Source organism: Pseudomonas sp. S2_H10, assembly GCF_054668285.1.
Genome location: NZ_CP162754.1, coordinates 2,988,346 through 3,012,661, shown reverse-complemented (window position 1 = coordinate 3,012,661; position 24,316 = coordinate 2,988,346). Strand labels below are relative to the sequence as shown.

General features: G+C 55.1%; 34 protein-coding genes. All 34 read left to right on the top strand.

Features of this window, described 5'->3' with window-relative positions; all coding sequences use genetic code 11:
- Positions 1 to 2 precede the first annotated feature (2 nt).
- Positions 3 to 4,202 (top strand): DNA-directed RNA polymerase subunit beta', encoded by a 4,200-nt coding sequence (rpoC, locus tag AB4O16_RS13475; RefSeq protein WP_160390349.1) that lies wholly within the window; start codon positions 3 to 5, stop codon positions 4,200 to 4,202.
- A gap of 216 nt (positions 4,203 to 4,418) precedes the next feature.
- Positions 4,419 to 4,790, top strand: coding sequence for a 30S ribosomal protein S12 (gene rpsL / locus AB4O16_RS13470; protein WP_003186084.1), 372 nt, complete (start codon positions 4,419 to 4,421; stop codon positions 4,788 to 4,790).
- 108 nt (positions 4,791 to 4,898) lie between these two features.
- A complete protein-coding gene (gene rpsG / locus AB4O16_RS13465; RefSeq protein ID WP_007970418.1) occupies positions 4,899 to 5,372 on the top strand; it encodes a 30S ribosomal protein S7 in 474 nt (157 codons plus the stop codon).
- A 30-nt stretch (positions 5,373 to 5,402) separates the two neighbouring features.
- Positions 5,403 to 7,508 carry an elongation factor G gene (fusA, locus tag AB4O16_RS13460; RefSeq protein WP_160390348.1) on the top strand — a complete coding sequence of 702 codons (2,106 nt, stop codon included), beginning with the start codon at positions 5,403 to 5,405 and terminating at the stop codon, positions 7,506 to 7,508.
- 30 nt (positions 7,509 to 7,538) lie between these two features.
- Positions 7,539 to 8,732: an elongation factor Tu gene (gene tuf / locus AB4O16_RS13455; RefSeq protein WP_150716055.1), complete on the top strand. Its 1,194-nt coding sequence runs from the start codon at positions 7,539 to 7,541 to the stop codon at positions 8,730 to 8,732.
- Between the two features lie 157 nt (positions 8,733 to 8,889).
- Positions 8,890 to 9,201: a 30S ribosomal protein S10 gene (gene rpsJ / locus AB4O16_RS13450; RefSeq protein ID WP_003186070.1), complete on the top strand. Its 312-nt coding sequence runs from the start codon at positions 8,890 to 8,892 to the stop codon at positions 9,199 to 9,201.
- 80 nt (positions 9,202 to 9,281) lie between these two features.
- Positions 9,282 to 9,917, top strand: a complete 636-nt coding sequence (gene rplC / locus AB4O16_RS13445; RefSeq protein ID WP_003186059.1) for a 50S ribosomal protein L3 — start codon at positions 9,282 to 9,284, stop codon at positions 9,915 to 9,917.
- A 12-nt stretch (positions 9,918 to 9,929) separates the two neighbouring features.
- Complete coding sequence (rplD, locus tag AB4O16_RS13440; protein ID WP_003228735.1) at positions 9,930 to 10,532, top strand: 50S ribosomal protein L4; 603 nt, start codon at positions 9,930 to 9,932, stop codon at positions 10,530 to 10,532.
- Positions 10,529 to 10,828, top strand: coding sequence for a 50S ribosomal protein L23 (gene rplW / locus AB4O16_RS13435; protein WP_002555488.1), 300 nt, complete (start codon positions 10,529 to 10,531; stop codon positions 10,826 to 10,828). Before rplD ends, rplW begins: the two co-directional genes overlap by 4 nt.
- Before the next feature lie 14 nt (positions 10,829 to 10,842).
- Complete coding sequence (gene rplB, locus AB4O16_RS13430) at positions 10,843 to 11,667, top strand: 50S ribosomal protein L2 (protein WP_003228734.1); 825 nt, start codon at positions 10,843 to 10,845, stop codon at positions 11,665 to 11,667.
- Positions 11,668 to 11,683: 16 nt separating this feature from the next.
- Entirely contained in the window at positions 11,684 to 11,959 is a 276-nt protein-coding gene (gene rpsS, locus AB4O16_RS13425) for a 30S ribosomal protein S19 (protein WP_002555486.1), read from the top strand.
- A gap of 11 nt (positions 11,960 to 11,970) precedes the next feature.
- Positions 11,971 to 12,303 (top strand): 50S ribosomal protein L22, encoded by a 333-nt coding sequence (gene rplV, locus AB4O16_RS13420; protein WP_003103908.1) that lies wholly within the window; start codon positions 11,971 to 11,973, stop codon positions 12,301 to 12,303.
- A gap of 13 nt (positions 12,304 to 12,316) precedes the next feature.
- Positions 12,317 to 13,003 carry a 30S ribosomal protein S3 gene (gene rpsC / locus AB4O16_RS13415; RefSeq protein WP_007970424.1) on the top strand — a complete coding sequence of 229 codons (687 nt, stop codon included), beginning with the start codon at positions 12,317 to 12,319 and terminating at the stop codon, positions 13,001 to 13,003.
- 12 nt (positions 13,004 to 13,015) lie between these two features.
- Positions 13,016 to 13,429 (top strand): 50S ribosomal protein L16, encoded by a 414-nt coding sequence (rplP, locus tag AB4O16_RS13410; protein WP_003228729.1) that lies wholly within the window; start codon positions 13,016 to 13,018, stop codon positions 13,427 to 13,429.
- Complete coding sequence (gene rpmC / locus AB4O16_RS13405; RefSeq protein ID WP_002555481.1) at positions 13,429 to 13,620, top strand: 50S ribosomal protein L29; 192 nt, start codon at positions 13,429 to 13,431, stop codon at positions 13,618 to 13,620. Before rplP ends, rpmC begins: the two co-directional genes overlap by 1 nt.
- 2 nt (positions 13,621 to 13,622) lie before the next feature.
- Positions 13,623 to 13,889, top strand: a complete 267-nt coding sequence (gene rpsQ / locus AB4O16_RS13400; RefSeq protein WP_003444370.1) for a 30S ribosomal protein S17 — start codon at positions 13,623 to 13,625, stop codon at positions 13,887 to 13,889.
- Between the two features lie 23 nt (positions 13,890 to 13,912).
- Positions 13,913 to 14,281 carry a 50S ribosomal protein L14 gene (gene rplN / locus AB4O16_RS13395; protein ID WP_002555479.1) on the top strand — a complete coding sequence of 123 codons (369 nt, stop codon included), beginning with the start codon at positions 13,913 to 13,915 and terminating at the stop codon, positions 14,279 to 14,281.
- An 11-nt stretch (positions 14,282 to 14,292) separates the two neighbouring features.
- Positions 14,293 to 14,607 (top strand): 50S ribosomal protein L24, encoded by a 315-nt coding sequence (gene rplX, locus AB4O16_RS13390; protein ID WP_003176416.1) that lies wholly within the window; start codon positions 14,293 to 14,295, stop codon positions 14,605 to 14,607.
- A gap of 22 nt (positions 14,608 to 14,629) precedes the next feature.
- Complete coding sequence (gene rplE, locus AB4O16_RS13385; protein WP_003210069.1) at positions 14,630 to 15,169, top strand: 50S ribosomal protein L5; 540 nt, start codon at positions 14,630 to 14,632, stop codon at positions 15,167 to 15,169.
- Between the two features lie 13 nt (positions 15,170 to 15,182).
- Entirely contained in the window at positions 15,183 to 15,488 is a 306-nt protein-coding gene (gene rpsN, locus AB4O16_RS13380) for a 30S ribosomal protein S14 (RefSeq protein WP_003176414.1), read from the top strand.
- A gap of 209 nt (positions 15,489 to 15,697) precedes the next feature.
- Positions 15,698 to 16,090 (top strand): 30S ribosomal protein S8, encoded by a 393-nt coding sequence (rpsH, locus tag AB4O16_RS13375; RefSeq protein ID WP_003186040.1) that lies wholly within the window; start codon positions 15,698 to 15,700, stop codon positions 16,088 to 16,090.
- Between the two features lie 12 nt (positions 16,091 to 16,102).
- Positions 16,103 to 16,636, top strand: a complete 534-nt coding sequence (rplF, locus tag AB4O16_RS13370) for a 50S ribosomal protein L6 (RefSeq protein ID WP_003176412.1) — start codon at positions 16,103 to 16,105, stop codon at positions 16,634 to 16,636.
- A gap of 10 nt (positions 16,637 to 16,646) precedes the next feature.
- Positions 16,647 to 16,997, top strand: coding sequence for a 50S ribosomal protein L18 (rplR, locus tag AB4O16_RS13365; RefSeq protein WP_003186037.1), 351 nt, complete (start codon positions 16,647 to 16,649; stop codon positions 16,995 to 16,997).
- Positions 16,998 to 17,000: 3 nt separating this feature from the next.
- Complete coding sequence (rpsE, locus tag AB4O16_RS13360) at positions 17,001 to 17,501, top strand: 30S ribosomal protein S5 (protein WP_003186035.1); 501 nt, start codon at positions 17,001 to 17,003, stop codon at positions 17,499 to 17,501.
- A 2-nt stretch (positions 17,502 to 17,503) separates the two neighbouring features.
- Positions 17,504 to 17,680 (top strand): 50S ribosomal protein L30, encoded by a 177-nt coding sequence (gene rpmD / locus AB4O16_RS13355; RefSeq protein WP_003176408.1) that lies wholly within the window; start codon positions 17,504 to 17,506, stop codon positions 17,678 to 17,680.
- 3 nt (positions 17,681 to 17,683) lie between these two features.
- Complete coding sequence (rplO, locus tag AB4O16_RS13350) at positions 17,684 to 18,121, top strand: 50S ribosomal protein L15 (RefSeq protein ID WP_003228720.1); 438 nt, start codon at positions 17,684 to 17,686, stop codon at positions 18,119 to 18,121.
- Positions 18,122 to 19,450, top strand: coding sequence for a preprotein translocase subunit SecY (gene secY, locus AB4O16_RS13345; protein WP_003228718.1), 1,329 nt, complete (start codon positions 18,122 to 18,124; stop codon positions 19,448 to 19,450).
- A 24-nt stretch (positions 19,451 to 19,474) separates the two neighbouring features.
- Positions 19,475 to 19,591, top strand: a complete 117-nt coding sequence (rpmJ, locus tag AB4O16_RS13340) for a 50S ribosomal protein L36 (RefSeq protein ID WP_002555468.1) — start codon at positions 19,475 to 19,477, stop codon at positions 19,589 to 19,591.
- Between the two features lie 130 nt (positions 19,592 to 19,721).
- A complete protein-coding gene (rpsM, locus tag AB4O16_RS13335; RefSeq protein WP_009045849.1) occupies positions 19,722 to 20,078 on the top strand; it encodes a 30S ribosomal protein S13 in 357 nt (118 codons plus the stop codon).
- Positions 20,079 to 20,108: 30 nt separating this feature from the next.
- Entirely contained in the window at positions 20,109 to 20,498 is a 390-nt protein-coding gene (gene rpsK / locus AB4O16_RS13330) for a 30S ribosomal protein S11 (protein WP_002555466.1), read from the top strand.
- A gap of 18 nt (positions 20,499 to 20,516) precedes the next feature.
- On the top strand, positions 20,517 to 21,137 hold the full coding sequence (rpsD, locus tag AB4O16_RS13325; protein WP_003176404.1) for a 30S ribosomal protein S4: 621 nt from the start codon (positions 20,517 to 20,519) through the stop codon (positions 21,135 to 21,137).
- A gap of 22 nt (positions 21,138 to 21,159) precedes the next feature.
- Positions 21,160 to 22,161: a DNA-directed RNA polymerase subunit alpha gene (locus AB4O16_RS13320; RefSeq protein WP_007970428.1), complete on the top strand. Its 1,002-nt coding sequence runs from the start codon at positions 21,160 to 21,162 to the stop codon at positions 22,159 to 22,161.
- Positions 22,162 to 22,203: 42 nt separating this feature from the next.
- Positions 22,204 to 22,590 carry a 50S ribosomal protein L17 gene (rplQ, locus tag AB4O16_RS13315; protein WP_007970429.1) on the top strand — a complete coding sequence of 129 codons (387 nt, stop codon included), beginning with the start codon at positions 22,204 to 22,206 and terminating at the stop codon, positions 22,588 to 22,590.
- A 235-nt stretch (positions 22,591 to 22,825) separates the two neighbouring features.
- Positions 22,826 to 24,280: a catalase gene (locus AB4O16_RS13310; protein WP_460157897.1), complete on the top strand. Its 1,455-nt coding sequence runs from the start codon at positions 22,826 to 22,828 to the stop codon at positions 24,278 to 24,280.
- Positions 24,281 to 24,316 lie beyond the last annotated feature (36 nt).

Below are 24,316 nucleotides of genomic sequence, written 5' to 3'. Positions count from 1 at the left end.
CCTTGAAAGACCTACTGAATTTGCTGAAAAACCAGGGTCAAGTCGAAGAGTTCGACGCCATCCGTATCGGACTGGCATCGCCTGAGATGATCCGTTCGTGGTCGTTCGGTGAAGTTAAAAAGCCGGAAACCATCAACTACCGTACGTTCAAACCTGAGCGTGACGGCCTGTTCTGCGCCAAGATCTTTGGCCCGGTAAAGGATTACGAGTGCCTGTGCGGTAAGTACAAGCGCTTGAAGCACCGGGGTGTGATCTGCGAGAAGTGCGGCGTTGAAGTCGCGCTGGCAAAAGTTCGTCGTGAGCGCATGGCGCACATCGAACTGGCCTCGCCGGTTGCCCACATCTGGTTCCTGAAATCGCTGCCGTCCCGTATCGGCTTGCTGATGGACATGACCCTGCGTGATATCGAACGCGTTCTCTACTTCGAGAGCTATGTCGTTATCGATCCAGGCATGACCACCCTTGAAAAAGGTCAGCTGCTGAACGACGAGCAGTACTTCGAAGCGCTGGAAGAGTTTGGCGACGATTTCGATGCCCGCATGGGTGCCGAAGCTGTCCGCGAACTGCTGCACGCTATCGACCTGGAGCACGAGATTGGCCGTCTGCGTGAAGAAATTCCGCAAACCAACTCCGAAACCAAGATCAAGAAGCTGTCCAAGCGTCTGAAGTTGATGGAAGCCTTCCAGGGTTCCGGCAACTTGCCAGAGTGGATGGTGCTGACCGTTCTGCCGGTTCTGCCGCCAGATCTGCGTCCACTGGTCCCGCTGGATGGCGGTCGCTTCGCGACTTCCGACCTCAACGATCTGTATCGTCGAGTGATCAACCGTAACAACCGTTTGAAGCGCCTGCTTGATCTGTCCGCTCCGGACATCATCGTGCGCAACGAAAAGCGTATGTTGCAGGAAGCCGTCGACGCACTGCTCGACAACGGTCGTCGTGGCCGCGCTATCACTGGTTCCAACAAGCGTCCTCTGAAATCCCTGGCTGACATGATCAAGGGTAAGCAGGGTCGTTTCCGTCAGAACTTGCTCGGTAAGCGTGTTGACTACTCGGGTCGTTCGGTAATTACCGTAGGTCCGACCCTGCGTCTGCACCAGTGCGGTCTGCCGAAGAAGATGGCTCTCGAGCTGTTCAAGCCGTTCATTTTCGGCAAGCTGGAAATGCGTGGTCTCGCTACCACCATCAAAGCTGCCAAGAAGATGGTCGAGCGCGAACTGCCAGAGGTTTGGGACGTTCTCGCTGAAGTGATTCGCGAACACCCGGTTCTTCTCAACCGTGCACCGACCCTTCACCGTCTGGGTATCCAGGCGTTTGAACCGGTACTGATCGAAGGTAAGGCTATCCAGCTGCACCCGCTGGTCTGCGCCGCGTACAACGCCGACTTCGACGGCGACCAAATGGCCGTGCACGTACCGCTGACGCTGGAAGCCCAGCTCGAAGCGCGTGCGTTGATGATGTCGACCAACAACATTCTGTCGCCAGCCAACGGTGAGCCAATCATCGTTCCTTCGCAGGACGTTGTATTGGGTCTGTACTACATGACTCGTGAAGCGATCAACGCCAAGGGCGAAGGTCGTGTGTTCGCGGATCTGCAGGAAGTTGACCGTGTGTTCCGTGCCGGCGAAGCCGCACTGCACGCCAAGGTCAAAGTGCGGATCAACGAAACCGTCAACGACCGTGATGGCGGCAGCGTGAGCAACACCCGTATCGTCGACACCACCGTCGGCCGTGCGCTGTTGTTCCAGGTTGTGCCAAAGGGTCTGTCGTACGACGTCGTCAACTTGCCGATGAAGAAAAAGGCGATCTCCAAGCTGATCAACCAGTGCTATCGCGTGGTTGGTCTGAAAGAGACCGTGATCTTCGCTGACCAGTTGATGTACACCGGTTTTGCTTATTCGACCATTTCCGGCGTTTCCATCGGTGTTAACGACTTCGTTATCCCGGATGAAAAAGCCCGCATCATCAATGCTGCTACTGATGAAGTGAAAGAGATCGAAAGCCAGTACGCCTCCGGCCTGGTAACCCAGGGCGAGAAGTACAACAAAGTGATCGACCTTTGGTCCAAGGCGAACGACGAAGTTTCCAAGGCGATGATGGCCAACCTCTCGAAAGAGAAGGTCATCGACCGCCATGGCGTCGAAGTCGACCAGGAATCGTTCAACTCGATGTACATGATGGCCGACTCGGGTGCGCGGGGTTCCGCAGCACAGATTCGTCAGCTGGCCGGTATGCGTGGCCTGATGGCCAAGCCGGACGGTTCCATCATTGAAACGCCGATTACTGCGAACTTCCGTGAAGGTTTGAGCGTACTCCAGTACTTCATCTCCACTCACGGTGCTCGTAAGGGTCTTGCGGATACCGCGTTGAAAACGGCTAACTCCGGTTACCTGACTCGTCGTCTGGTGGACGTTGCACAAGATCTGGTTGTAACCGAGATCGATTGCGGCACCGAACACGGTCTGCTGATGACTCCGCACATTGAAGGCGGTGACGTTGTAGAGCCGTTGGGTGAGCGCGTATTGGGTCGTGTTATCGCCCGTGACGTATTCAAGCCAGGTACCGAGGACGTCATCGTTCCTGCCGGCACCCTGGTAGACGAGAAGTGGGTCGAGTTCATCGAGCTGAACAGCATCGACGAAGTGATCGTGCGTTCGCCGATCAGTTGCGAAACCCGCTACGGCATTTGCGCCAAGTGCTACGGCCGTGACTTGGCTCGTGGTCACCAGGTGAACATCGGTGAAGCTGTCGGCGTTATCGCTGCACAGTCGATCGGTGAGCCAGGTACCCAGCTGACGATGCGTACGTTCCACATCGGTGGTGCGGCAAGCCGGACCTCCGCAGCCGACAGCGTTCAGGTGAAGAATGGCGGTACCGTCCGTCTGCATAACCTGAAGCACGTAGAGCGAGTGGATGGTCACCTGGTTGCTGTGTCCCGTTCTGGTGAGCTGGCCATCGCTGATGACTTCGGTCGTGAGCGTGAGCGTTACAAGCTGCCGTACGGTGCCGTGATTTCGGTTAAAGAAGGTGACAAGGTCGACGCTGGCGCAATCGTGGCCAAGTGGGATCCGCACACTCACCCGATCGTTACCGAAATGAAAGGTACCGTGACCTACGTGGGCATGGAAGAAGGCATCACGATCAAGCGTCAGACTGACGAATTGACCGGTATGACCAACATTGAAGTACTCGACGCCAAAGATCGTCCAGCTGCCGGCAAGGACATTCGTCCTGCCGTGAAGATGGTCGACGACAACGGCAAGGATCTGTTGCTGCCAGGCACTGACGTTATCGCTCAGTACTTCCTGCCAGCCAACGCCCTGGTCGGTGTAGCGGACGGTGCGAAGATTGCGATCGGTGATGTTATCGCTCGTATTCCGCAAGAGACTTCGAAGACCCGTGACATCACCGGTGGTCTGCCGCGTGTTGCCGACTTGTTCGAAGCTCGTCGTCCGAAAGAAGCGTCGATTCTGGCTGAAGTCAGCGGCACCATCGCGTTCGGTAAGGAAACCAAGGGCAAGCGCCGTCTGGTTATTACCCCGAACGACGGTAGCGATCCGTACGAAGAGCTGATTCCGAAGTGGCGTCACCTGAACGTGTTCGAAGGCGAACAGGTAAACCGCGGCGAAGTTATCTCCGACGGTCCGAGCGATCCACACGACATCCTGCGTCTGCTGGGTGTGAGTGCGCTGGCCAAGTACATTGTTAACGAGATCCAGGACGTTTACCGTCTGCAAGGCGTGAAGATCAACGACAAGCACATCGAGACCATCCTGCGTCAGATGCTGCGTAAAGTTGAAATCGCTGAATCCGGCGATTCCAGTTTCATCAAGGGCGACCAGATGGAATTGACTCATGTTCTGGTAGAGAACGAGCGTCTGAGCGGCGAAGACAAGTTTGTCTCCAAGTTCACTCGCGTTCTGCTGGGTATCACCAAGGCGTCGTTGTCCACCGAATCGTTCATCTCGGCGGCTTCCTTCCAGGAAACCACCCGCGTACTGACCGAAGCGGCGGTAACCGGCAAGCGCGATTACCTGCGCGGCCTGAAAGAAAACGTGGTCGTGGGTCGTCTGATCCCGGCCGGTACCGGCCTGGCATATCACAGCGAGCGTAAGCGTCGCCGTGAAGCAGACAAGCCGTTGCGCGTAAGCGCCAGTGAAGTGGAAGCTGCACTGACCGAAGCGCTGAACTCGAGCGGTAACTGAGTTCTGCGATAAATAAGTGTGAGGCCCTGGTCGCCCCGTTCATCGAATCGAGACAAATTGTCGAGATTGGATGAGCGGGGAGGGCGGGGCTTTGCCTTGACTGGGGGCAAGATCCTCTTTAGACTCTTGTACCCCTAAATTTGGCGGGAACTCGTTCCTGCCATTTTGCTTTTCTTGCAAGACAATAGCGTCGCAAGACAACAGTGGAGCTAGTAGATGGCAACTATCAACCAGCTGGTACGTCAGCCGCGTAAGCGTATCGTCGAGAAATCCGACGTGCCTGCGCTGCAGAACTGCCCGCAACGTCGTGGCGTGTGCACCCGTGTGTACACCACCACGCCGAAAAAACCTAACTCGGCACTGCGTAAAGTATGCCGTGTGCGCCTGACCAACGGTTTCGAGGTTTCCTCGTACATCGGCGGTGAAGGCCACAACCTGCAAGAGCACAGCGTGGTACTGATCCGCGGCGGTCGTGTAAAAGACTTGCCAGGTGTTCGTTACCACACCGTTCGCGGTTCGTTGGATACTTCCGGTGTTAAAGGTCGTAACCAGGGTCGTTCGAAGTACGGTACCAAGCGTCCGAAGTAATCGGCCGTTTTGCAGTTTTTCATTTTATTGAGTCGATAAGAGTAAGGTCGGGCACGTATCCACAGGATCTGTCCCGGGCTAACCTGAAGACCGTTTGAGGGCTTATCAATGCCAAGACGTCGCGTAGCAGCCAAGCGTGAGATTCTGGACGATCCGAAATACGGAAGCCAAATCCTCGCCAAATTCATGAACCACGTAATGGAAAGCGGCAAGAAAGCCGTTGCCGAGCGTATCGTTTATGGTGCCCTGGATACCGTGAAGGCTCGTAAGGCCGGCACCGATCCCCTGGAACTCTTCGAAAAAGCACTCGACGCCATCGCTCCGCTGGTCGAAGTGAAGTCGCGCCGCGTTGGTGGTGCTACTTACCAGGTTCCGGTCGAAGTTCGTCCTTCCCGCCGTAACGCTCTGGCAATGCGCTGGTTGGTAGACTTCGCCCGCAAGCGCGGCGAGAAGTCTATGGCTCTGCGTTTGGCTGGCGAACTGTTGGACGCCGCTGAAGGCAAAGGTGCTGCAGTTAAGAAGCGTGAAGACGTGCACCGTATGGCTGAAGCCAACAAGGCTTTCTCGCACTACCGCTTCTAATTCTAGCGTCACTCATTTTGCGAGGGCTTTATGGCTCGTACTACACCGATTAATCGCTACCGTAACATCGGTATCGTTGCTCACGTGGATGCTGGTAAAACCACCACCACCGAGCGCGTCCTTTTTTACACTGGCAAAAGCCACAAGATGGGCGAAGTGCATGACGGCGCTGCGACCACTGACTGGATGGTTCAGGAGCAGGAGCGTGGTATTACCATTACTTCTGCTGCCATTACCGCCTTCTGGCAGGGTTCCGCCAAGCAGCATAAAGACCAGTACCGCTTCAACGTCATCGATACCCCGGGTCACGTAGACTTCACCATTGAAGTTGAACGTTCCCTGCGTGTACTCGACGGCGCGGTCGTTGTGTTCTGCGGCACCTCCGGCGTTGAGCCTCAGTCCGAAACCGTATGGCGTCAAGCCAACAAGTACGGCGTTCCACGTATTGTTTACGTGAACAAGATGGACCGTGCCGGTGCGAACTTCCTGCGCGTGATCGCTCAGATCAAGCAGCGTCTGGGTCACACTCCGGTGCCGATCCAGTTGGCTATCGGTTCCGAAGACAACTTCCAGGGTCAGATCGATCTGATGACCATGGAAGCGGTTTACTGGAACGATGCTGACAAAGGCATGACTCCTCGTCGTGAAGCTATCCCTGCTGAACTGCAGGAGCTGGCTGAAGAGTGGCGCAACAACATGGTCGAGGCTGCGGCCGAAGCCAACGAAGAACTGATGAACAAGTACCTTGAGGGTGAGGAACTCACCATCGAGGAAATCAAGGCCGCTCTGCGTCAGCGTACTATCGCTGGTGAGATCGTTCTGGCTGTTTGCGGTTCTTCCTTCAAGAACAAGGGTGTTCCCCTGGTTCTCGACGCCGTTATCGACTACCTGCCGGCTCCTGTCGACATTCCTGCTATCAAGGGTTCCAACCCTGATAACGAGGAAGAAGAGATGGAGCGTCATGCAGACGACAACGAGCCGTTCTCGGCTCTGGCGTTCAAGATCGCTACCGACCCATTCGTGGGTACCTTGACCTTCGTCCGCGTTTACTCGGGCGTGTTGGCCTCCGGCGACGGCGTGATCAACTCGGTCAAAGGCAAGAAAGAGCGCGTGGGTCGTATGGTGCAAATGCACGCAAACGCCCGTGAAGAGATCAAGGAGGTGCGCGCTGGTGACATCGCGGCCCTGATCGGCATGAAGGACGTCACCACTGGTGAAACTTTGTGCAACGCTGACAAGCCAATCATCCTGGTTCGCATGGACTTCCCGGAGCCGGTTATTTCGGTTGCCGTTGAGCCAAAGACCAAGGATGACCAGGAAAAAATGGGTATCGCTCTGGGCAAACTTGCTCAGGAAGACCCGTCTTTCCGCGTCAAGACTGATGAAGAGACTGGTCAAACGATCATCTCTGGCATGGGCGAGTTGCACCTGGACATCCTGGTTGACCGGATGCGCCGTGAGTTCAACGTCGAAGCCAACATCGGTAAGCCTCAGGTTTCGTATCGTGAGCGCATCACGAAGAATTGCGAAATCGAAGGCAAGTTCGTTCGCCAGTCCGGCGGTCGTGGCCAGTTCGGCCATTGCTGGATCCGTTTTGCTCCTGCTGACGAAGGTCAGGAAGGTCTGCAATTCGTGAACGAAGTAGTGGGTGGTGTGGTTCCTAAGGAATACATCCCGGCTATCCAGAAGGGTATCGAAGAGCAGATGAAGAACGGCGTAGTTGCCGGCTATCCGCTGATCGGCCTGAAGGCTACCGTGTTTGATGGTTCTTACCACGACGTCGACTCGAACGAGATGGCGTTTAAGGTGGCTGCTTCCATGGCGACCAAGCAACTGGCCCAGAAGGGCGGTGGTGAGTTGCTCGAGCCGATCATGGCGGTAGAGGTTGTTACGCCTGAAGACTATATGGGTGACGTGATGGGCGACCTTAACCGTCGTCGCGGCATGATTCTGGGTATGGAAGACACGGTCTCCGGTAAGGTGATCCGTGCTGAAGTTCCGTTGGGCGAGATGTTCGGTTATGCAACTGACGTTCGTTCGATGTCCCAGGGTCGCGCAAGCTACTCTATGGAATTCAAAAAATACAATACAGCTCCGTCGCACATCGTCGAAACTGTAACCAAAAAACAAGGCTGATTCAGTCCTTTAGGCAAGGAGTTAATTGTCGTGGCTAAAGAAAAATTTGATCGTTCCCTACCGCACGTCAACGTTGGCACCATCGGTCACGTTGACCACGGTAAAACCACTCTGACCGCAGCTCTGACTCGCGTTTGCTCCGAAGTTTTCGGTTCCGCAATCGTTGATTTCGATAAAATCGACAGCGCTCCAGAAGAAAAAGCTCGTGGTATCACCATCAACACCGCGCACGTCGAGTACAACTCGAAGATCCGTCACTACGCTCACGTTGACTGCCCAGGTCACGCTGACTATGTGAAGAACATGATCACCGGTGCTGCCCAGATGGACGGCGCGATCCTGGTTTGCTCGGCCGCTGATGGTCCGATGCCACAAACCCGTGAGCACATCCTGCTGTCCCGTCAGGTAGGCGTTCCGTACATCGTGGTTTTCCTGAACAAGGCTGACCTGGTAGACGACGCTGAGCTGCTGGAACTGGTCGAGATGGAAGTTCGCGACCTGCTGTCCACCTACGACTTCCCGGGCGATGACACTCCAATCATCATCGGTTCGGCTCGTATGGCGCTGGAAGGCAAAGACGACAACGAAATGGGCACCACTGCCGTTCGTAAACTGGTTGAAACCCTGGACAGCTACATCCCAGAACCAGAGCGCGCTATCGACAAGCCATTCCTGATGCCAATCGAAGACGTATTCTCGATCTCCGGTCGTGGTACTGTTGTGACTGGTCGTATCGAGCGCGGTATCGTTCGCGTTCAGGATTCGCTGGAAATCGTTGGTCTGCGTGACACCACCACCACCACCTGCACCGGTGTTGAAATGTTCCGCAAGCTGCTCGACGAAGGTCGTGCTGGCGAGAACTGCGGCGTTCTGCTGCGTGGTACCAAGCGTGACGACGTTGAGCGTGGCCAGGTTCTGGTTAAGCCGGGTTCGGTTAAGCCGCACACCAAGTTCACCGCAGAAGTTTACGTTCTGAGCAAGGAAGAAGGCGGCCGTCACACTCCGTTCTTCAAAGGCTACCGTCCACAGTTCTACTTCCGTACTACTGACGTGACTGGTAACTGCCAGCTGCCAGAAGGCGTTGAAATGGTAATGCCAGGTGATAACATCCAAATGGAAGTTACCCTGATCAAGACCATCGCAATGGAAGACGGCCTGCGTTTCGCTATCCGTGAAGGCGGTCGTACCGTCGGCGCTGGCGTCGTAGCTAAAATCATCGAGTAAGCATCTCTTTTGAGATAGCTTCGATGCTTTGAAAGGCCCCCGCTCAGCGGGGGCTTTTTTATTGGGTTGACACCCATCTGGGGCGTCTATAGAATTGCGCCTCCTTTTAACGGGCGTATTGCGCCCGGTGGGAATAGCAGCCGGAGTCTGAAATCCAATGCAAAATCAGCAAATCCGTATCAGGTTGAAGGCTTTCGACCATCGCCTGATCGACCAATCAACCCAGGAAATCGTGGAAACCGCGAAACGTACTGGTGCTCAAGTGCGTGGTCCAATTCCACTGCCTACCCGTAAAGAGCGGTTCACCGTTCTGGTCTCCCCGCACGTCAACAAAGACGCGCGTGACCAGTACGAGATCCGTACTCATAAGCGCGTTCTGGACATCGTCCAACCAACGGATAAAACCGTTGATGCTCTTATGAAGCTTGATCTTGCGGCCGGTGTGGAAGTGCAGATCAGCCTCGGCTAAGACTCGGTCTTAGTCGTGTAACGCTCTGAAATGGGCGGCCATAGCGGGTGAAAGCCCCGTACACTCATGAGGTTTACAACATGACTATTGGTGTAGTCGGTCGTAAATGCGGTATGACCCGTATTTTCACCGAAGAAGGTGTCTCCATTCCGGTCACGGTCATTGAGATCGAGCCGAATCGCGTCACCCAGTTCAAAACTGAAGAGACCGATGGCTATCGTGCAGTGCAAGTCACTGTCGGCGAGCGTCGTGCTTCGCGTGTAACAGCAGCTCAGGCTGGCCACTTCGCTAAAGCGAACGTTGCCGCTGGTCGTACCGTAATGGAATTCCGCCTTGAAGAAGGCGAGTACCAGGCCGGCGATCTGATCAACGCTGAAATCTTCGCCGCTGGTCAACTGGTTGATGTAACCGGTCAGTCCAAGGGTAAAGGCTTCCAGGGTACGATCAAGCGTTGGAATTTCCGCGGGCAAGATAACACCCACGGTAACTCCGTATCCCACCGCGTTCCAGGCTCTATCGGCCAGTGCCAGACTCCTGGTCGTGTATTCAAGGGCAAAAAAATGTCCGGTCATATGGGCGCTGAGCGCGTGACCGTGCAGTCCCTCGAAGTAGTGCGCGTGGACGCTGAACGCAATCTGTTGTTGGTCAAGGGCGCTGTTCCTGGCGCTACTGGCGGCAACTTGGTTGTACGTCCAGCAGCCAAGGCTCGCGGTTAAGGGGAAGCTGACATGCAATTAAATGTAAATGACGCTCAAGCGATCGAAGTTTCCGAACTGACATTTGGCGGCGAATTCAACGAGACGCTGGTTCACCAAGCAGTCGTGGCCTACATGGCCGGCGGCCGTCAGGGTTCCAAGCAGCAAAAGACCCGTTCCGACGTTCGTGGTGGCGGCAAGCGCCCATGGCGTCAGAAAGGTACTGGCCGTGCTCGTGCCGGTACTATCCGTAGCCCAATCTGGCGTGGCGGCGGTACCACTTTCGCAGCTCGTCCTCAGGATCACTCCCAGAAGCTGAACAAGAAGATGTATCGCGCAGCAATGCGTTCCATCCTTGCTGAGCTGGTGCGTACTGATCGTCTGGTCGTGGTTCAGGATTTCGCCGTTGAAACGCCGAAAACCAAAGACCTGCTGGGCAAACTGAACAACATGAGCCTGACCGACGTTCTGATCGTGTCCGACGCTGTTGATCAGAACCTGTACCTGGCTGCTCGTAACCTGCCACACGTTGATGTACGTGACGTGCAAGGTTCCGATCCAGTTAGTCTGATCGCATACGACAAGGTGTTGATCACCGTGTCGGCCGTGAAGAAATTCGAGGAGCTGCTGGGATGAACCAGGAACGCGTATTTAAAGTTCTGCTTGGCCCGCACGTTTCCGAGAAGGCTACGGTTCTGGCAGACAAGAAAGGCCAGTTCGTTTTCAAGGTTGCTACTGATGCAACCAAGCTGGAAATCAAGAAGGCCGTCGAAAGCCTGTTCAGCGTGAAAGTAGAGCGCGTCACTACCCTGAACGTTCTGGGTAAGAGCAAGCGCACTGCTCGCGGTCTGGGCAAGCGTAATGACTGGAAGAAGGCAGTTATCTCCCTTCAGCCAGGCCAAGATCTCGATTTCAGCAGCAGTGCTGAGTAAGGAAGGGGTGCATCATGGCAATCGTTAAATGCAAACCGACTTCCCCTGGCCGCCGTTTTGTGGTCAAGGTGGTCAACCAGGAGCTGCATAAAGGCGCTCCTCACGCACCGCTGCTCGAGAAGAAGTCGAAGACTGGTGGTCGTAACAACAATGGCCGTATTACCACTCGTCACATCGGTGGTGGTCATAAGCAGCATTACCGTATGGTCGATTTCCGTCGCAACGACAAAGATGGCATCGTCGCCACTGTCGAGCGTATCGAATACGATCCAAACCGTACTGCTCACATCGCACTGCTCTGCTACGCAGACGGCGAGCGCCGCTACATCATCGCCCCTAAAGGCGTGAGTGCTGGCGACCAGCTGATCGCAGGCGCTCTGGCTCCAATCAAGCCAGGCAACGCTCTGCAACTGCGCAACATTCCAGTCGGTTCTACCGTACACGGCATCGAACTGAAGCCAGGTAAAGGCGCACAGATCGCTCGTTCCGCTGGTGCTTCGGCTCAGCTGATCGCTCGTGAAGGTGTGTACGTTACCCTGCGTCTGCGTTCCGGTGAAATGCGTAAAGTCCTGGCTGAATGCCGTGCGACCCTGGGCGAAGTCTCGAACTCCGAGCACAGCCTGCGTTCGCTGGGTAAAGCTGGTGCCAAACGCTGGCGTGGCGTTCGCCCAACCGTTCGTGGTGTTGCCATGAACCCGGTTGACCACCCACATGGTGGTGGTGAAGGTCGTACCTCTGGTGGTCGTCATCCGGTATCGCCATGGGGCTTCCCGACTAAGGGCGCGAAGACTCGTGGTAATAAGCGTACCGACAAAATGATCGTCCGTCGTCGCAAGTAAATAGAGGGATACGACAGTGCCACGTTCTCTGAAAAAAGGTCCTTTTATCGATCTTCACCTACTGAAGAAGATCGAAGTGGCGGCGGAAAAGAACGATCGCAAACCAGTGAAAACCTGGTCGCGCCGTTCGATGATCCTGCCACAAATGGTCGGTTTGACCATCGCAGTACACAACGGTCGTCAGCACGTCCCAGTTCTCGTGAACGAAGACATGGTCGGCCACAAACTGGGCGAGTTCGCCGGTACCCGCACTTATCGCGGGCACGTGGCAGACAAGAAAGCCAAGCGTTAAGGGGTTAGGAAATGGAAGTAGCCGCTAAGTTGTCGGGCGCTCGAATCTCCGCCCAGAAAGCCCGCTTGGTCGCCGACCAGATCCGCGGGAAGAAGGTGGGCGAAGCGCTCAACCTGTTGGCTTTCAGCAGTAAGAAAGCCGCCGAGATCATGAAGAAAGTGCTGGAGTCGGCCGTAGCCAACGCCGAGCATAACGAAGGCGCAGACGTTGATGACCTGAAGGTCAGCACTGTTTTCGTCAACGAAGGGCGTTCGCTGAAGCGCATCATGCCACGTGCCAAAGGCCGTGCTGATCGCATCGTCAAGCGGTCTTGCCATATCACTGTCAAGGTTGCTGACAAGTAACGGAGTCGAAGAGATGGGTCAGAAAGTACATCCCATTGGCATTCGCCTGGGAATCGTCAAGGAGCACACCTCCGTCTGGTACGCAGACGGTCGGACTTATGCGGACTATTTGCTCGCAGATCTGAATGTGCGTGAGTACCTCCAAGACAAACTAAAAAGCGCGTCCGTAAGCCGTATCGATATCCATCGTCCGGCCCAAACTGCACGCATCACCATCCACACCGCTCGTCCAGGTATCGTTATCGGGAAGAAAGGTGAAGATGTTGAGAAACTGCGTCAGGACCTGACCAAGCAAATGGGTGTGCCTGTGCACATCAATATCGAAGAGATCCGCAAGCCGGAACTCGACGGTATGCTGGTTGCGCAGAGCGTAGCTCAGCAGCTGGAGCGTCGCGTAATGTTCCGTCGCGCTATGAAGCGCGCTGTACAGAACGCCATGCGCATTGGTGCCAAAGGCATCAAAATCCAAGTGAGCGGTCGTCTCGGCGGTGCTGAAATCGCACGTACTGAATGGTATCGCGAAGGTCGTGTGCCATTGCACACCCTGCGTGCCGACATCGACTATGCCAACTACGAAGCTCACACCACTTACGGTGTGATCGGTGTAAAGGTTTGGATCTTCAAAGGCGAAGTAATTGGTGGTCGCCAAGAAGAACTGAAACCACAAGCACCAGCGCCTCGTAAAAAAGCTGCTAAGTAAGGGGTACGCCAAATGTTGCAACCAAAGCGTACGAAGTTCCGCAAGCAAATGACTGGTCACAACCGTGGCCTGGCATTGCGCGGTAGCAAAGTCAGCTTCGGCGAGTTCGCGCTGAAGTCTGTTGCTCGTGGTCGTCTCACCGCTCGTCAGATCGAGTCAGCACGTCGTGCTCTGACCCGTCACGTAAAACGTGGCGGCAAGATCTGGATCCGTGTATTCCCGGACAAGCCGATCTCCAAAAAACCTCTCGAGGTTCGGATGGGTAAAGGTAAGGGTAACGTGGAATACTGGGTTGCCCAGATTCAGCCAGGCAAAGTCCTGTATGAAATCGAGGGTGTTTCTGAAGAGCTGGCGCGTGAGGCTTTCGCCCTGGCTGCTGCAAAGCTGCCGCTCGCCACCTCCTTTGTTAAACGGACGGTGATGTGATGAAAGCGAATGAACTTCGTGAAAAATCCGCACAGCAGCTGAACGAGCAACTGCTCGGCCTGCTGCGCGACCAGTTCAATCTGCGCATGCAGAAAGCAACTGGCCAGTTGGGGCAGTCTCATCTGCTCTCGCAAGTTAAGCGTGACATCGCTCGCGTGAAGACTGTGCTCAACCAGCAGGCAGGTAAGTAATCATGGCTGAAGCCGAAAAAACTGTCCGTACGCTGACTGGCCGTGTTGTCAGCGACAAGATGGACAAAACCATCACCGTTCTGATCGAGCGTCGCGTTAAGCACCCGATCTACGGTAAATATGTTAAGCGTTCGACTAAGCTGCACGCGCACGACGAAACCAACCAGTGCCACATCGGCGACAAAGTCACTATTCGTGAAACTCGTCCTTTGGCCAAGACCAAGTCTTGGGCGCTGGTTGATATTCTCGAACGCGCTGTGGAAGTCTAAGGACTAGGGGTCGGAGAAATTATATGATTCAGACTCAATCCATGCTCGATGTGGCCGATAACAGCGGCGCTCGCCGTGTTATGTGCATCAAGGTGCTGGGTGGCTCCCATCGTCGTTACGCTGGTATCGGTGACATCATCAAAGTTACCGTGAAGGAAGCAATTCCTCGCGGTAAAGTGAAAAAAGGCCAAGTGATGACTGCTGTTGTAGTCCGCACTCGTCACGGCGTACGTCGTGCTGATGGCTCCATTATCCGCTTTGATGGCAACGCTGCTGTTCTGTTGAACAACAAGCAAGAGCCGATCGGCACCCGTATCTTTGGGCCAGTGACCCGTGAACTTCGTACTGAGAAGTTCATGAAGATCGTCTCGCTCGCCCCAGAAGTGCTGTAAGGAGATCCGACATGCAAAAGATTCGTCGTGACGACGAGATCATCGTGATCGCCGGCAAAGACAAAGGTAAGCGCGGTAAGGTGCTTAAGGTTCTCGCTAACAACCGTCTGGTTATTGGTGGTCTGAACCTGGTCAAGCGTCATACCAAGCCTAACCCGATGTCGGGCGTGCAGGGCGGTATCGTCGAAAAAGAAGCTCCACTGGATGCTTCTAACGTCGCCATTTTCAACGGCGAAACCAACAAGGCTGACCGCGTTGGTTTCAAAGTAGAAGACGGCAAGAAAATTCGTGTCTTCAAGTCGACCCAAAAAGCGGTTGATGCTTGAACACTGCTAGGTAGATGAGACCATGGCACGACTAAAAGAGATTTACCGGAAGGAAATTGCTCCGAAACTTAAGGAAGAACTTAAGCTTTCGAACGTGATGGAAGTTCCGCGCGTTACCAAAATCACCCTGAACATGGGTCTGGGCGAAGCGATCGGCGACAAAAAAGTCATCGAGCACGCTGTTGCTGACCTGGAAAAGATCACCGGCCAGAAAGTCGTTGTGACCTACGCTCGCAAATCCATCGCTGGCTTTAAAGTCCGTGAAGGTTGGCCGATCGGCGTCAAAGTGACCCTGCGCCGTGAGCGTATGTACGAGTTCCTGGATCGTCTGCTGTCGATCTCCCTGCCTCGGGTTCGCGACTTCCGCGGCCTGAATGCCAAGTCCTTCGATGGTCGTGGCAACTACAGCATGGGCGTGAAAGAGCAGATCATCTTCCCGGAAATCGACTACGACAAGATCGATGCTCTCCGCGGTCTGGACATCACCCTGACCACCACTGCCAAGAACGATGATGAAGGCCGCGCTCTGCTGCGTGCGTTCAAATTCCCGTTCCGCAACTGATTGGAGTAGGACCATGGCCAAGATGAGCATGAAAAACCGCGAGCTGAAGCGTCAGCTCACGGTTGCCAAGTACGCCAAGAAGCGTGCAGCACTGAAAGCTATCATCGTTGATCTGAACGCAAGTCCAGAAGCGCGTTGGGAAGCTACAGTAGCCCTGCAGAAGCAGCCACGTGACGCAAGCGCTTCGCGCATGCGTAACCGCTGCCGCCTGACCGGTCGTCCACACGGTGTTTACCGCAAGTTCGGCCTCGGCCGTAACAAGCTGCGTGAAGCTGCCATGCGTGGTGACGTACCGGGTCTGGTTAAAGCCAGCTGGTAAGTACTGTCAAAGTCTCGGTGTCCAGGATCGCAAGATCCTGACCACCGGTGGCCTTGAATCTGGATCAAGCCCCTTTTGGGGCTTGATTCATTTCTGCGGTGTGTCTAGAATACCCGGCTCGCCTGAGCCCGTGTTTTTCATGCCCGGAGATTCTCGGCGACACGTAATAGCCGCAAGGCTAATTTTTTTGTATTAGGAGCGTCTAGCCCATGAGTATGCAGGACCCGTTAGCGGACATGCTAACTCGTATCCGTAATGCCCAGATGGCTGAAAAGTCCGTCGTAAGCATGCCATCTTCCACGTTGAAGGTAGCTGTTGCCAAAGTCCTGAAGGACGAAGGTTACATTGCGGGTTATCAGATCAGCAGCGAAATCAAACCACTGCTGTCCATCGAGCTGAAGTACTTCGAAGGCCGTCCGGTTATCGAAGAAGTGAAGCGCGTTAGCCGTCCAGGCCTGCGTCAGTACAAGTCCGTCGATGATCTGCCAAAAGTTCGTGGCGGTCTCGGTGTGTCTATCGTCTCCACCAACAAGGGTGTGATGACTGATCGTGCTGCGCGCGCTGCCGGTGTCGGCGGCGAAGTTCTTTGCACTGTGTTCTAAGGGGGGATAAGCATGTCTCGCGTCGCTAAGAACCCCGTTAAGCTGCCAGCCGGTGTCGAAGTAAAATTCGCAGGCCAACAGCTTTCGGTGAAGGGTGCCAAGGGCACTCTCGAACTGAACATCCATTCGTCCGTTGAGATCGTTGAAGAAGCTGGTGAGCTGCGTTTCGCTGCTCGCAATGGCGATCAACAGACTCGCGCAATGGCTGGTACCACTCGTGCGTTGGTAAACAACATGGTCCAAGGCGTAAGCCAAGGCTTCGAGCGCAAGCTCCAGCTGGTCGGTGTTGGTTACAAAGCGCAAGCAAAAGGCACAGTGCTGAACCTGGCTCTTGGCTTCTCGCACCCAGTGGATTATGAACTGCCGGAAGGCATCACCGCTGAGACTCCTAGCCAGACCGATATCCTGATCAAGGGCATCGACAAGCAGCTGGTAGGTCAAGTGGCCGCCGAGATCCGCGACTTCCGTCCACCAGAGCCGTACAAAGGCAAAGGTGTGCGCTACGCGGACGAAGTCGTCCGTCGTAAAGAAGCCAAGAAGAAGTAGGGCATAGCAAATGACCGACAAAAAAGTTACTCGACTGCGTCGCGCTCGCAAAGCACGCCTGAAAATGCACGAACTCGAAGTCGTGCGTCTCTGCGTGTTCCGCTCTTCGCAGCACATCTACGCCCAGGTCATTTCGGCCGACGGCAACAAAGTCCTGGCAAGCGCCTCGACTTTGGATAAAGAACTGCGTGATGGTGCCACCGGCAACATCGACGCGGCCACTAAGGTTGGCCAGCTGGTCGCTACGCGTGCTAAGGCCGCTGGCGTCTCGCAAGTGGCTTTCGACCGCTCTGGCTTCAAGTACCACGGCCGCGTTAAAGCGCTGGCTGATGCTGCTCGTGAAGCTGGGCTGGAGTTCTAAGTTATGTCAAATAACGACCAAAAGCGCGACGAAGGCTACATCGAGAAGCTGGTTCAAGTTAACCGCGTAGCCAAAACCGTTAAAGGCGGCCGTATCTTCACTTTCACCGCGTTGACCGTGGTTGGTGATGGTAAGGGCCGTGTTGGCTTCGGCCGTGGCAAGTCGCGTGAAGTGCCTGCTGCGATCCAGAAGGCAATGGAAGCTGCTCGCCGCAACATGATCCAGGTTGATCTGAACGGCACCACTCTGCAGTACGCAATGAAGTCCGCTCACGGCGCTTCGAAGGTGTACATGCAGCCTGCTTCTGAAGGTACCGGTATCATCGCTGGCGGCGCTATGCGTGCTGTCCTCGAAGTTGCTGGCGTTCAGAACGTTCTGGCCAAGTGCTACGGCTCGACTAACCCGGTAAACGTGGTTCACGCCACTTTCAAGGGTTTGAAAGCAATGCAGTCTCCTGAATCCATTGCCGCCAAGCGTGGCAAAAGCGTCAAGGAGATCTTCTGATCATGGCTACCGTTAAAGTAACGCTGATCAAAAGCATGACCGGCCGCATCCCTAACCACAAACTGTGCGTTAAGGGTCTGGGTCTGCGTCGCATCGGTCACACTGTAGAAGTCCAGGATACTCCCGAGAATCGCGGGATGATCAACAAGGCTTACTACATGCTGCGTGTCGAGGGTTAATCGATGAAACTCAATGATCTGAGTCCAGCGCCGGGTTCCCGTCGCGAAAAGCATCGTCCGGGCCGTGGTATCGGTAGCGGTTTGGGTAAGACTGGTGGCCGTGGCCACAAAGGTCAGACCTCCCGCTCCGGTGGCACCATTGCTCCAGGCTTTGAAGGCGGTCAACAGCCGCTGCATCGTCGCCTGCCGAAGTTCGGTTTCGTTTCCCTGAAGGCCATGGACCGCGCAGAAGTGCGTCTGTCCGAGCTGGCTAAAGTGGAAGGCGACATCGTCACCGTGCAGTCCCTGAAAGATGCCAACGTGATCAACGTCAACGTACAGCGTGTGAAAATCATGCTGTCCGGTGAAGTGACTCGCGCTGTCACTATCGGCAAGGGAATCGGCGCCACCAAAGGTGCGCGTGCGGCTATCGAAGCAGCTGGCGGCAAGTTCGAGGAATAAATGGCTAAGCAAGGTGCTCTCTCTGCGCTCGGCAAAGGCGGTATGTCTGAACTCTGGGCTCGTCTGCGTTTTCTGTTCCTGGCGATTATCGTCTACCGAATAGGCGCACACATCCCGGTTCCAGGTATCAACCCGGACCGACTCGCGGACCTGTTTCGACAGAATGAGGGGACCATTCTTAGCTTGTTCAACATGTTTTCCGGCGGCGCGCTGGAACGGATGAGCATCTTTGCACTGGGGATCATGCCGTACATCTCGGCATCGATCATCATGCAACTGATGACAGCCGTCAGCCCGCAGCTGGAGCAGTTGAAGAAGGAAGGTGAAGCTGGCCGTCGCAAGATCAGCCAGTACACCCGCTACGGCACTGTCGTCCTCGCTCTCGTTCAGGCTATTGGCATGTCCATTGGTCTGGCGGGGCAGGGCGTTGCGTTCACTGGTGACTTTGGCTTCCATTTCGTCGCGGTATCCACTTTTGTGGCTGGTGCGATGTTCATGATGTGGCTGGGTGAGCAGATTACTGAGCGTGGTGTTGGCAACGGTATCTCGATGTTGATTTTTTCGGGTATCGTCGCCGGTCTTCCGAGAGCGATCGGGCAGTCTTTCGAGTCTGCACGTCAGGGTGATATCAACATCTTCGCCCTGGTTGCCATCGGTTTGCTGGCAGTAGCGATTATCGGTTTCGTGGTGTTCATTGAGCGTGGTCAGCGTCGTATTGCTGTTCACTACGCCAAGCGTCAGCAGGGCCGCAAGGTCTTCGCTGCGCAGACTAGCCACTTGCCGTTGAAGGTGAACATGGCCGGTGTTATTCCGGCTATTTTCGCGAGCAGCATTTTGCTGTTCCCGGCTTCGTTGGGTGCCTGGTTCGGTCAGTCTGAAGGTATGGGCTGGTTGCAGGACATCTCGCAGTCGATCGCTCCTGGTCAGCCGTTGAATATTCTGCTGTTTAGTGCAGGGATTATTTTCTTCTGCTTCTTCTATACGGCGTTGATGTTCAATCCGAAAGACGTAGCGGAAAACCTGAAGAAGTCCGGTGCCTTTATTCCGGGCATCCGTCCAGGTGAGCAGTCTGCGCGCTACATTGATGGCGTTCTGACTCGCTTGACCATGTTCGGTGCTCTTTACATGACGGCCGTCTGCCTGTTGCCCCAGTTCCTGGTGGTTGCAGCCAACGTACCGTTCTACCTTGGCGGGACCTCGTTGCTGATCGTCGTCGTGGTTGTGATGGACTTCATGTCCCAAGTACAATCGCACCTCGTTTCGCACCAGTACGAATCCCTGATGAAGAAAGCCAACCTGAAGGGTTACGGCAGCGGCATGCTGCGCTGACCCATAAGGTTCGAGGAGTTGGTGATGAAAGTTCGTGCATCGGTGAAAAAGCTGTGCCGTAACTGCAAGATTATTCGCCGCGAAGGTGTTGTTCGAGTAATTTGCAGCGCGGAACCGCGTCACAAACAGCGCCAAGGCTGAGTGTGATTGTGCTTCAAGCCCGGCAGCTAGTGCGCTGCCGGGTTGATTATTTGTTATTACAGCGATATTATCTCGCGCCCTATTTCTTGGCTTCCGGGGCGTAGGTAGCTGTCAATTGGAGTCCCACTGAATGGCCCGTATTGCAGGCGTCAACATTCCAGATAACAAGCATACTGTTATCTCGCTGACCTACATCTATGGTGTTGGTCGCACTACTGCACAGAAAATTTGTGCAGAGACTGGGGTAAACCCAGCAGCAAAGATCAAAGATCTGAGCGACGAGCAGATTGAACAGCTGCGTGGCGAAGTGGCGAAGTTCACCACTGAAGGTGACCTGCGTCGCGAAATCAACATGAAAATCAAGCGCTTGATGGACCTCGGTTGCTATCGCGGTCTGCGTCATCGTCGCGGTCTTCCAGTACGCGGTCAGCGTACCAAGACCAACGCGCGTACCCGTAAAGGTCCGCGTAAGCCGATCCGCAAGTAATCGCCCCAGCGAATCGACAGGAATTTAATCATGGCAAAACCTGCTGCTCGTCCTCGTAAAAAAGTTAAAAAGACAGTGGTTGATGGCATCGCCCACATCCATGCATCTTTTAACAACACCATCGTGACCATCACCGACCGTCAAGGTAACGCTCTTTCCTGGGCTACCTCCGGTGGTTCGGGTTTCCGCGGTTCCCGCAAGTCCACCCCGTTTGCTGCTCAAGTAGCTGCTGAACGTGCTGGTCAAGCTGCGCTGGAATACGGCCTGAAAAACCTCGACGTCAATGTCAAAGGTCCAGGTCCAGGTCGTGAATCCGCAGTCCGCGCTTTGAACGGCTGTGGCTACAAGATCGCCAGCATCACCGACGTGACGCCAATCCCGCACAACGGGTGCCGTCCGCCGAAGAAGCGCCGCGTGTAATCCAGGAGATTGTAAAGAATGGCTCGTTACATTGGTCCAAAATGCAAACTCGCTCGTCGCGAAGGCACCGATCTCTTCCTGAAGAGCGGCGTGCGCGCGATCGAATCGAAGTGCAACATTGAAGCAGCACCTGGTATCCACGGCCAACGCCGCGGTCGCCAGTCCGACTACGGCACCCAACTGCGTGAAAAGCAGAAGGTCCGTCGTATCTACGGCGTTCTCGAGCGTCAATTCAGCGGCTACTACAAAGAAGCTGCTGGCAAGAAAGGTGCAACCGGTGAAAACCTGCTGCAACTGCTCGAATGCCGTCTGGACAACGTTGTATACCGTATGGGCTTTGGTTCGACTCGTGCCGAATCCCGTCAGCTGGTATCGCACAAGTCGATCAGCGTAAACGGTCAGACCGTTAACGTTCCGTCCTACCAGGTTCGTGCTGGTGACGTGGTCGCTGTTCGCGAGAAAGCAAAAAATCAACTTCGCATTGTCCAAGCTCTCGATCTGTGTGCCCAACGTGGCCGCGTAGAATGGGTAGAAGTAGACACTGAGAAGAAGTCGGGCGTTTTCAAGAACGTTCCAGCTCGCAGTGATCTGTCCGCCGACATCAACGAAAGCCTGATTGTCGAGCTCTACTCCAAGTAAGGGCTAGAAAATAGGTGCATCCATGCAGATTTCGGTAAATGAGTTCCTGACACCCCGCCACATTGATGTGCAGGTTGTCAGTCCAACCCGCGCCAAGATCACTCTCGAGCCTCTCGAGCGTGGTTTCGGCCATACCCTGGGCAACGCGCTGCGCCGCATCCTGTTGTCCTCAATGCCCGGCTGTGCAGTAGTCGAGGCCGAGATTGACGGTGTGCTCCACGAGTACAGCGCCATCGAAGGTGTACAGGAAGACGTAATTGAAATCCTGTTGAACCTTAAAGGTCTGGCTATCAAGCTGCACGGTCGTGACGAAGTTACGCTGACCTTGTCGAAGAAGGGTTCGGGGGTGGTTACCGCTGCCGATATTCAGCTGGATCATGATGTCGAGATCGTTAATCCCGATCACGTAATCGCTAACCTGGCGTCTAACGGCGCCCTGAACATGAAGCTCGTAGTAGCTCGTGGTCGTGGTTATGAACCGGCAGACTCGCGTCAGAGCGATGAAGACGAAAGCCGCAGCATCGGTCGCTTGCAGCTTGACTCTTCGTTCAGCCCGGTTCGCCGTATCGCATACGTGGTGGAAAACGCCCGTGTCGAGCAGCGTACTAACCTGGACAAGCTGGTTATTGATCTGGAAACCAACGGTACTCTGGATCCTGAAGAGGCAATTCGCCGCGCTGCAACCATCCTGCAACAGCAGTTGGCTGCGTTCGTCGACCTCAAGGGTGACAGTGAGCCAGTGGTTGTCGAGCAGGAAGACGAGATCGATCCGATCCTGCTTCGCCCGGTTGACGATCTGGAACTGACTGTACGTTCGGCTAACTGCCTTAAGGCGGAAAACATTTACTACATCGGTGACCTGATTCAGCGTACCGAAGTGGAACTGTTGAAGACTCCGAACCTGGGCAAGAAATCCTTGACTGAAATCAAGGACGTTCTGGCCTCCCGCGGTCTGTCCCTCGGCATGCGCCTCGACAACTGGCCGCCTGCAAGTCTTAAGAAGGACGACAAGGCGACTGCCTGATCGTCGTAATCACCGAACGTAGTGTTTGGTAAGGAATGAACCATGCGTCATCGTAAAAGTGGTCGTCACCTGAGCCGCACCAGCTCGCACCGCAAGGCCATGTTCCAAAACATGGCGGTGTCGCTGTTCGAGCACGAGCTGATCAAAACTACTCTGCCAAAAGCCAAAGAACTGCGCCGCGTTGCCGAGCCGCTGATCACTCTGGCCAAGACAGATAGCGTTGCTAACCGTCGTCTGGCTTTCGACCGTACTCGTTCGAAAGCTATCGTTGGTAAGCTCTTCAACGACCTGGGCAAGCGTTACGCTACCCGTGAGGGTGGCTACCTGCGCATCCTCAAGTGCGGTTTCCGCGCTGGCGACAACGCGCCTATGGCGTACGTCGAGTTGGTTGATCGTGCTACTGCTGGCGAAGCTGTATCCGCCGAGTAAGACGTCAAAATACAAAAAACCGGGCCTAGTGCCCGGTTTTTTGTGCCTGTAAGAAACGCGCTGTTTGTACAAGCATCTTCTGTGTCCGTGTCTTCATTATGAAATGGGGATGATCATTAGTATTTATCTATCGATTCATGCAAGTTAATGAATTTGTAGCTGTCATATTGATGGTCAATACTCCTTCTCAGCCGATTAGCCGGCAGTTCAAGACCGACAGATGAAGGAAGATCGCATGAGCCAGAACACAACGCTTACCACCGCCAGCGGCGCTCCTGTTGCCGATAACCAGAATTCCCGCTCCGCCGGCCCTCGTGGCCCGCTGCTGCTCGACGACTTTCACCTGATCGAGAAGCTTGCCCACTTCAACCGTGAAAACATCCCGGAACGCCGAGTGCACGCCAAAGGCTCGGGCGCTTACGGTACGTTCACCGTGACGCGCGATATCACCCAGTACACCAGTGCCAGGCTGTTTGACGCAGTCGGCAAGCAAACTCCCACTTTCCTGCGGTTTTCCACTGTGGGTGGTGAGCGTGGTTCGGCCGATACCGAGCGTGATCCGCGCGGGTTTGCCCTGAAGTTCTATACCGAGGAAGGCAACTGGGACATTGTCGGCAACAACACGCCAGTGTTCTTCATTCGTGATCCGCTGAAGTTTCCCGACTTTATCCACACCCAGAAGCGCTTGCCGCAAAGCAACCTGAAGAGTGTCCAGATGATGTGGGACTTCTGGTCGCATTCGCCCGAGGCGCTTCACCAGGTCACCATCCTGTTCTCCGATCGGGGTATTCCTGACGGATACCGGCACATGCACGGCTTTGGTAGCCACACTTACAGCCTCATCAACGCTCAAGGTGAGCGTCACTGGGTGAAGTGGCACTACAAGACCAAACAAGGAATCAAGAACCTGGCTCCTGCCGAGGCTGCACGCCTGGCGGGTACTGATCCGGATTACGCCCAGCGTGACCTGTTCAAAGCCATCGAGCAGGGTGATTTCCCGAAATGGCGCGTGTGCATTCAAATCATGAGCGAGGCTCAGGCGGCTGCGCATTACGAGAACCCCTTTGATGTAACCAAGACCTGGTCGCAGAAAGAGTTCCCGCTGATTGAAGTGGGTGAACTGGAGCTCAATCGCAATCCGCAGAATTACTTCGCGGAAGTCGAGCAAGCGGCGTTCGGCCCCAGCAACATGGTGCCAGGCGTTGGTCTGTCGCCGGATCGCATGCTGCAAGGGCGTGTGTTCGCCTATGCGGACGCACACCGCTACCGTGTCGGCACCAACCATCAACAACTGCCAGTCAATGCTCCGCGCAGCCCGGTCAATACTTACCAGCGCGACGGCTCGATGGCCTTTGGCAACAATGGCGGTGCGGCGCCGAACTACGAGCCAAACAGCTACGTAGAGTCACCCAAGCAGGCGCCTCGTTACGCAGAGCCCGCGTTGGCCCTCAGTGGTGCGGCCGATCGTTACGATCACCGCGAGGATACCGACTACTACAGTCACGCCGGTGCATTGTTCCGCCTGATGTCCGACCAGCAGAAATCATTGCTGGTCAGCAACATCGCCGGTGCGATGGCGGGTGTATCGAGTGATGTGGTTGACCGTCAGTTGCAGCATTTCTTCAAGGCTGATCCGGCGTATGGAGAAGCAATCGCAAAGCTGCTCAACGTACAGCTTAACGAAGTCTAAATGAGAAGCAGAACCGCCCTTGTTTGGGCGGTTTTT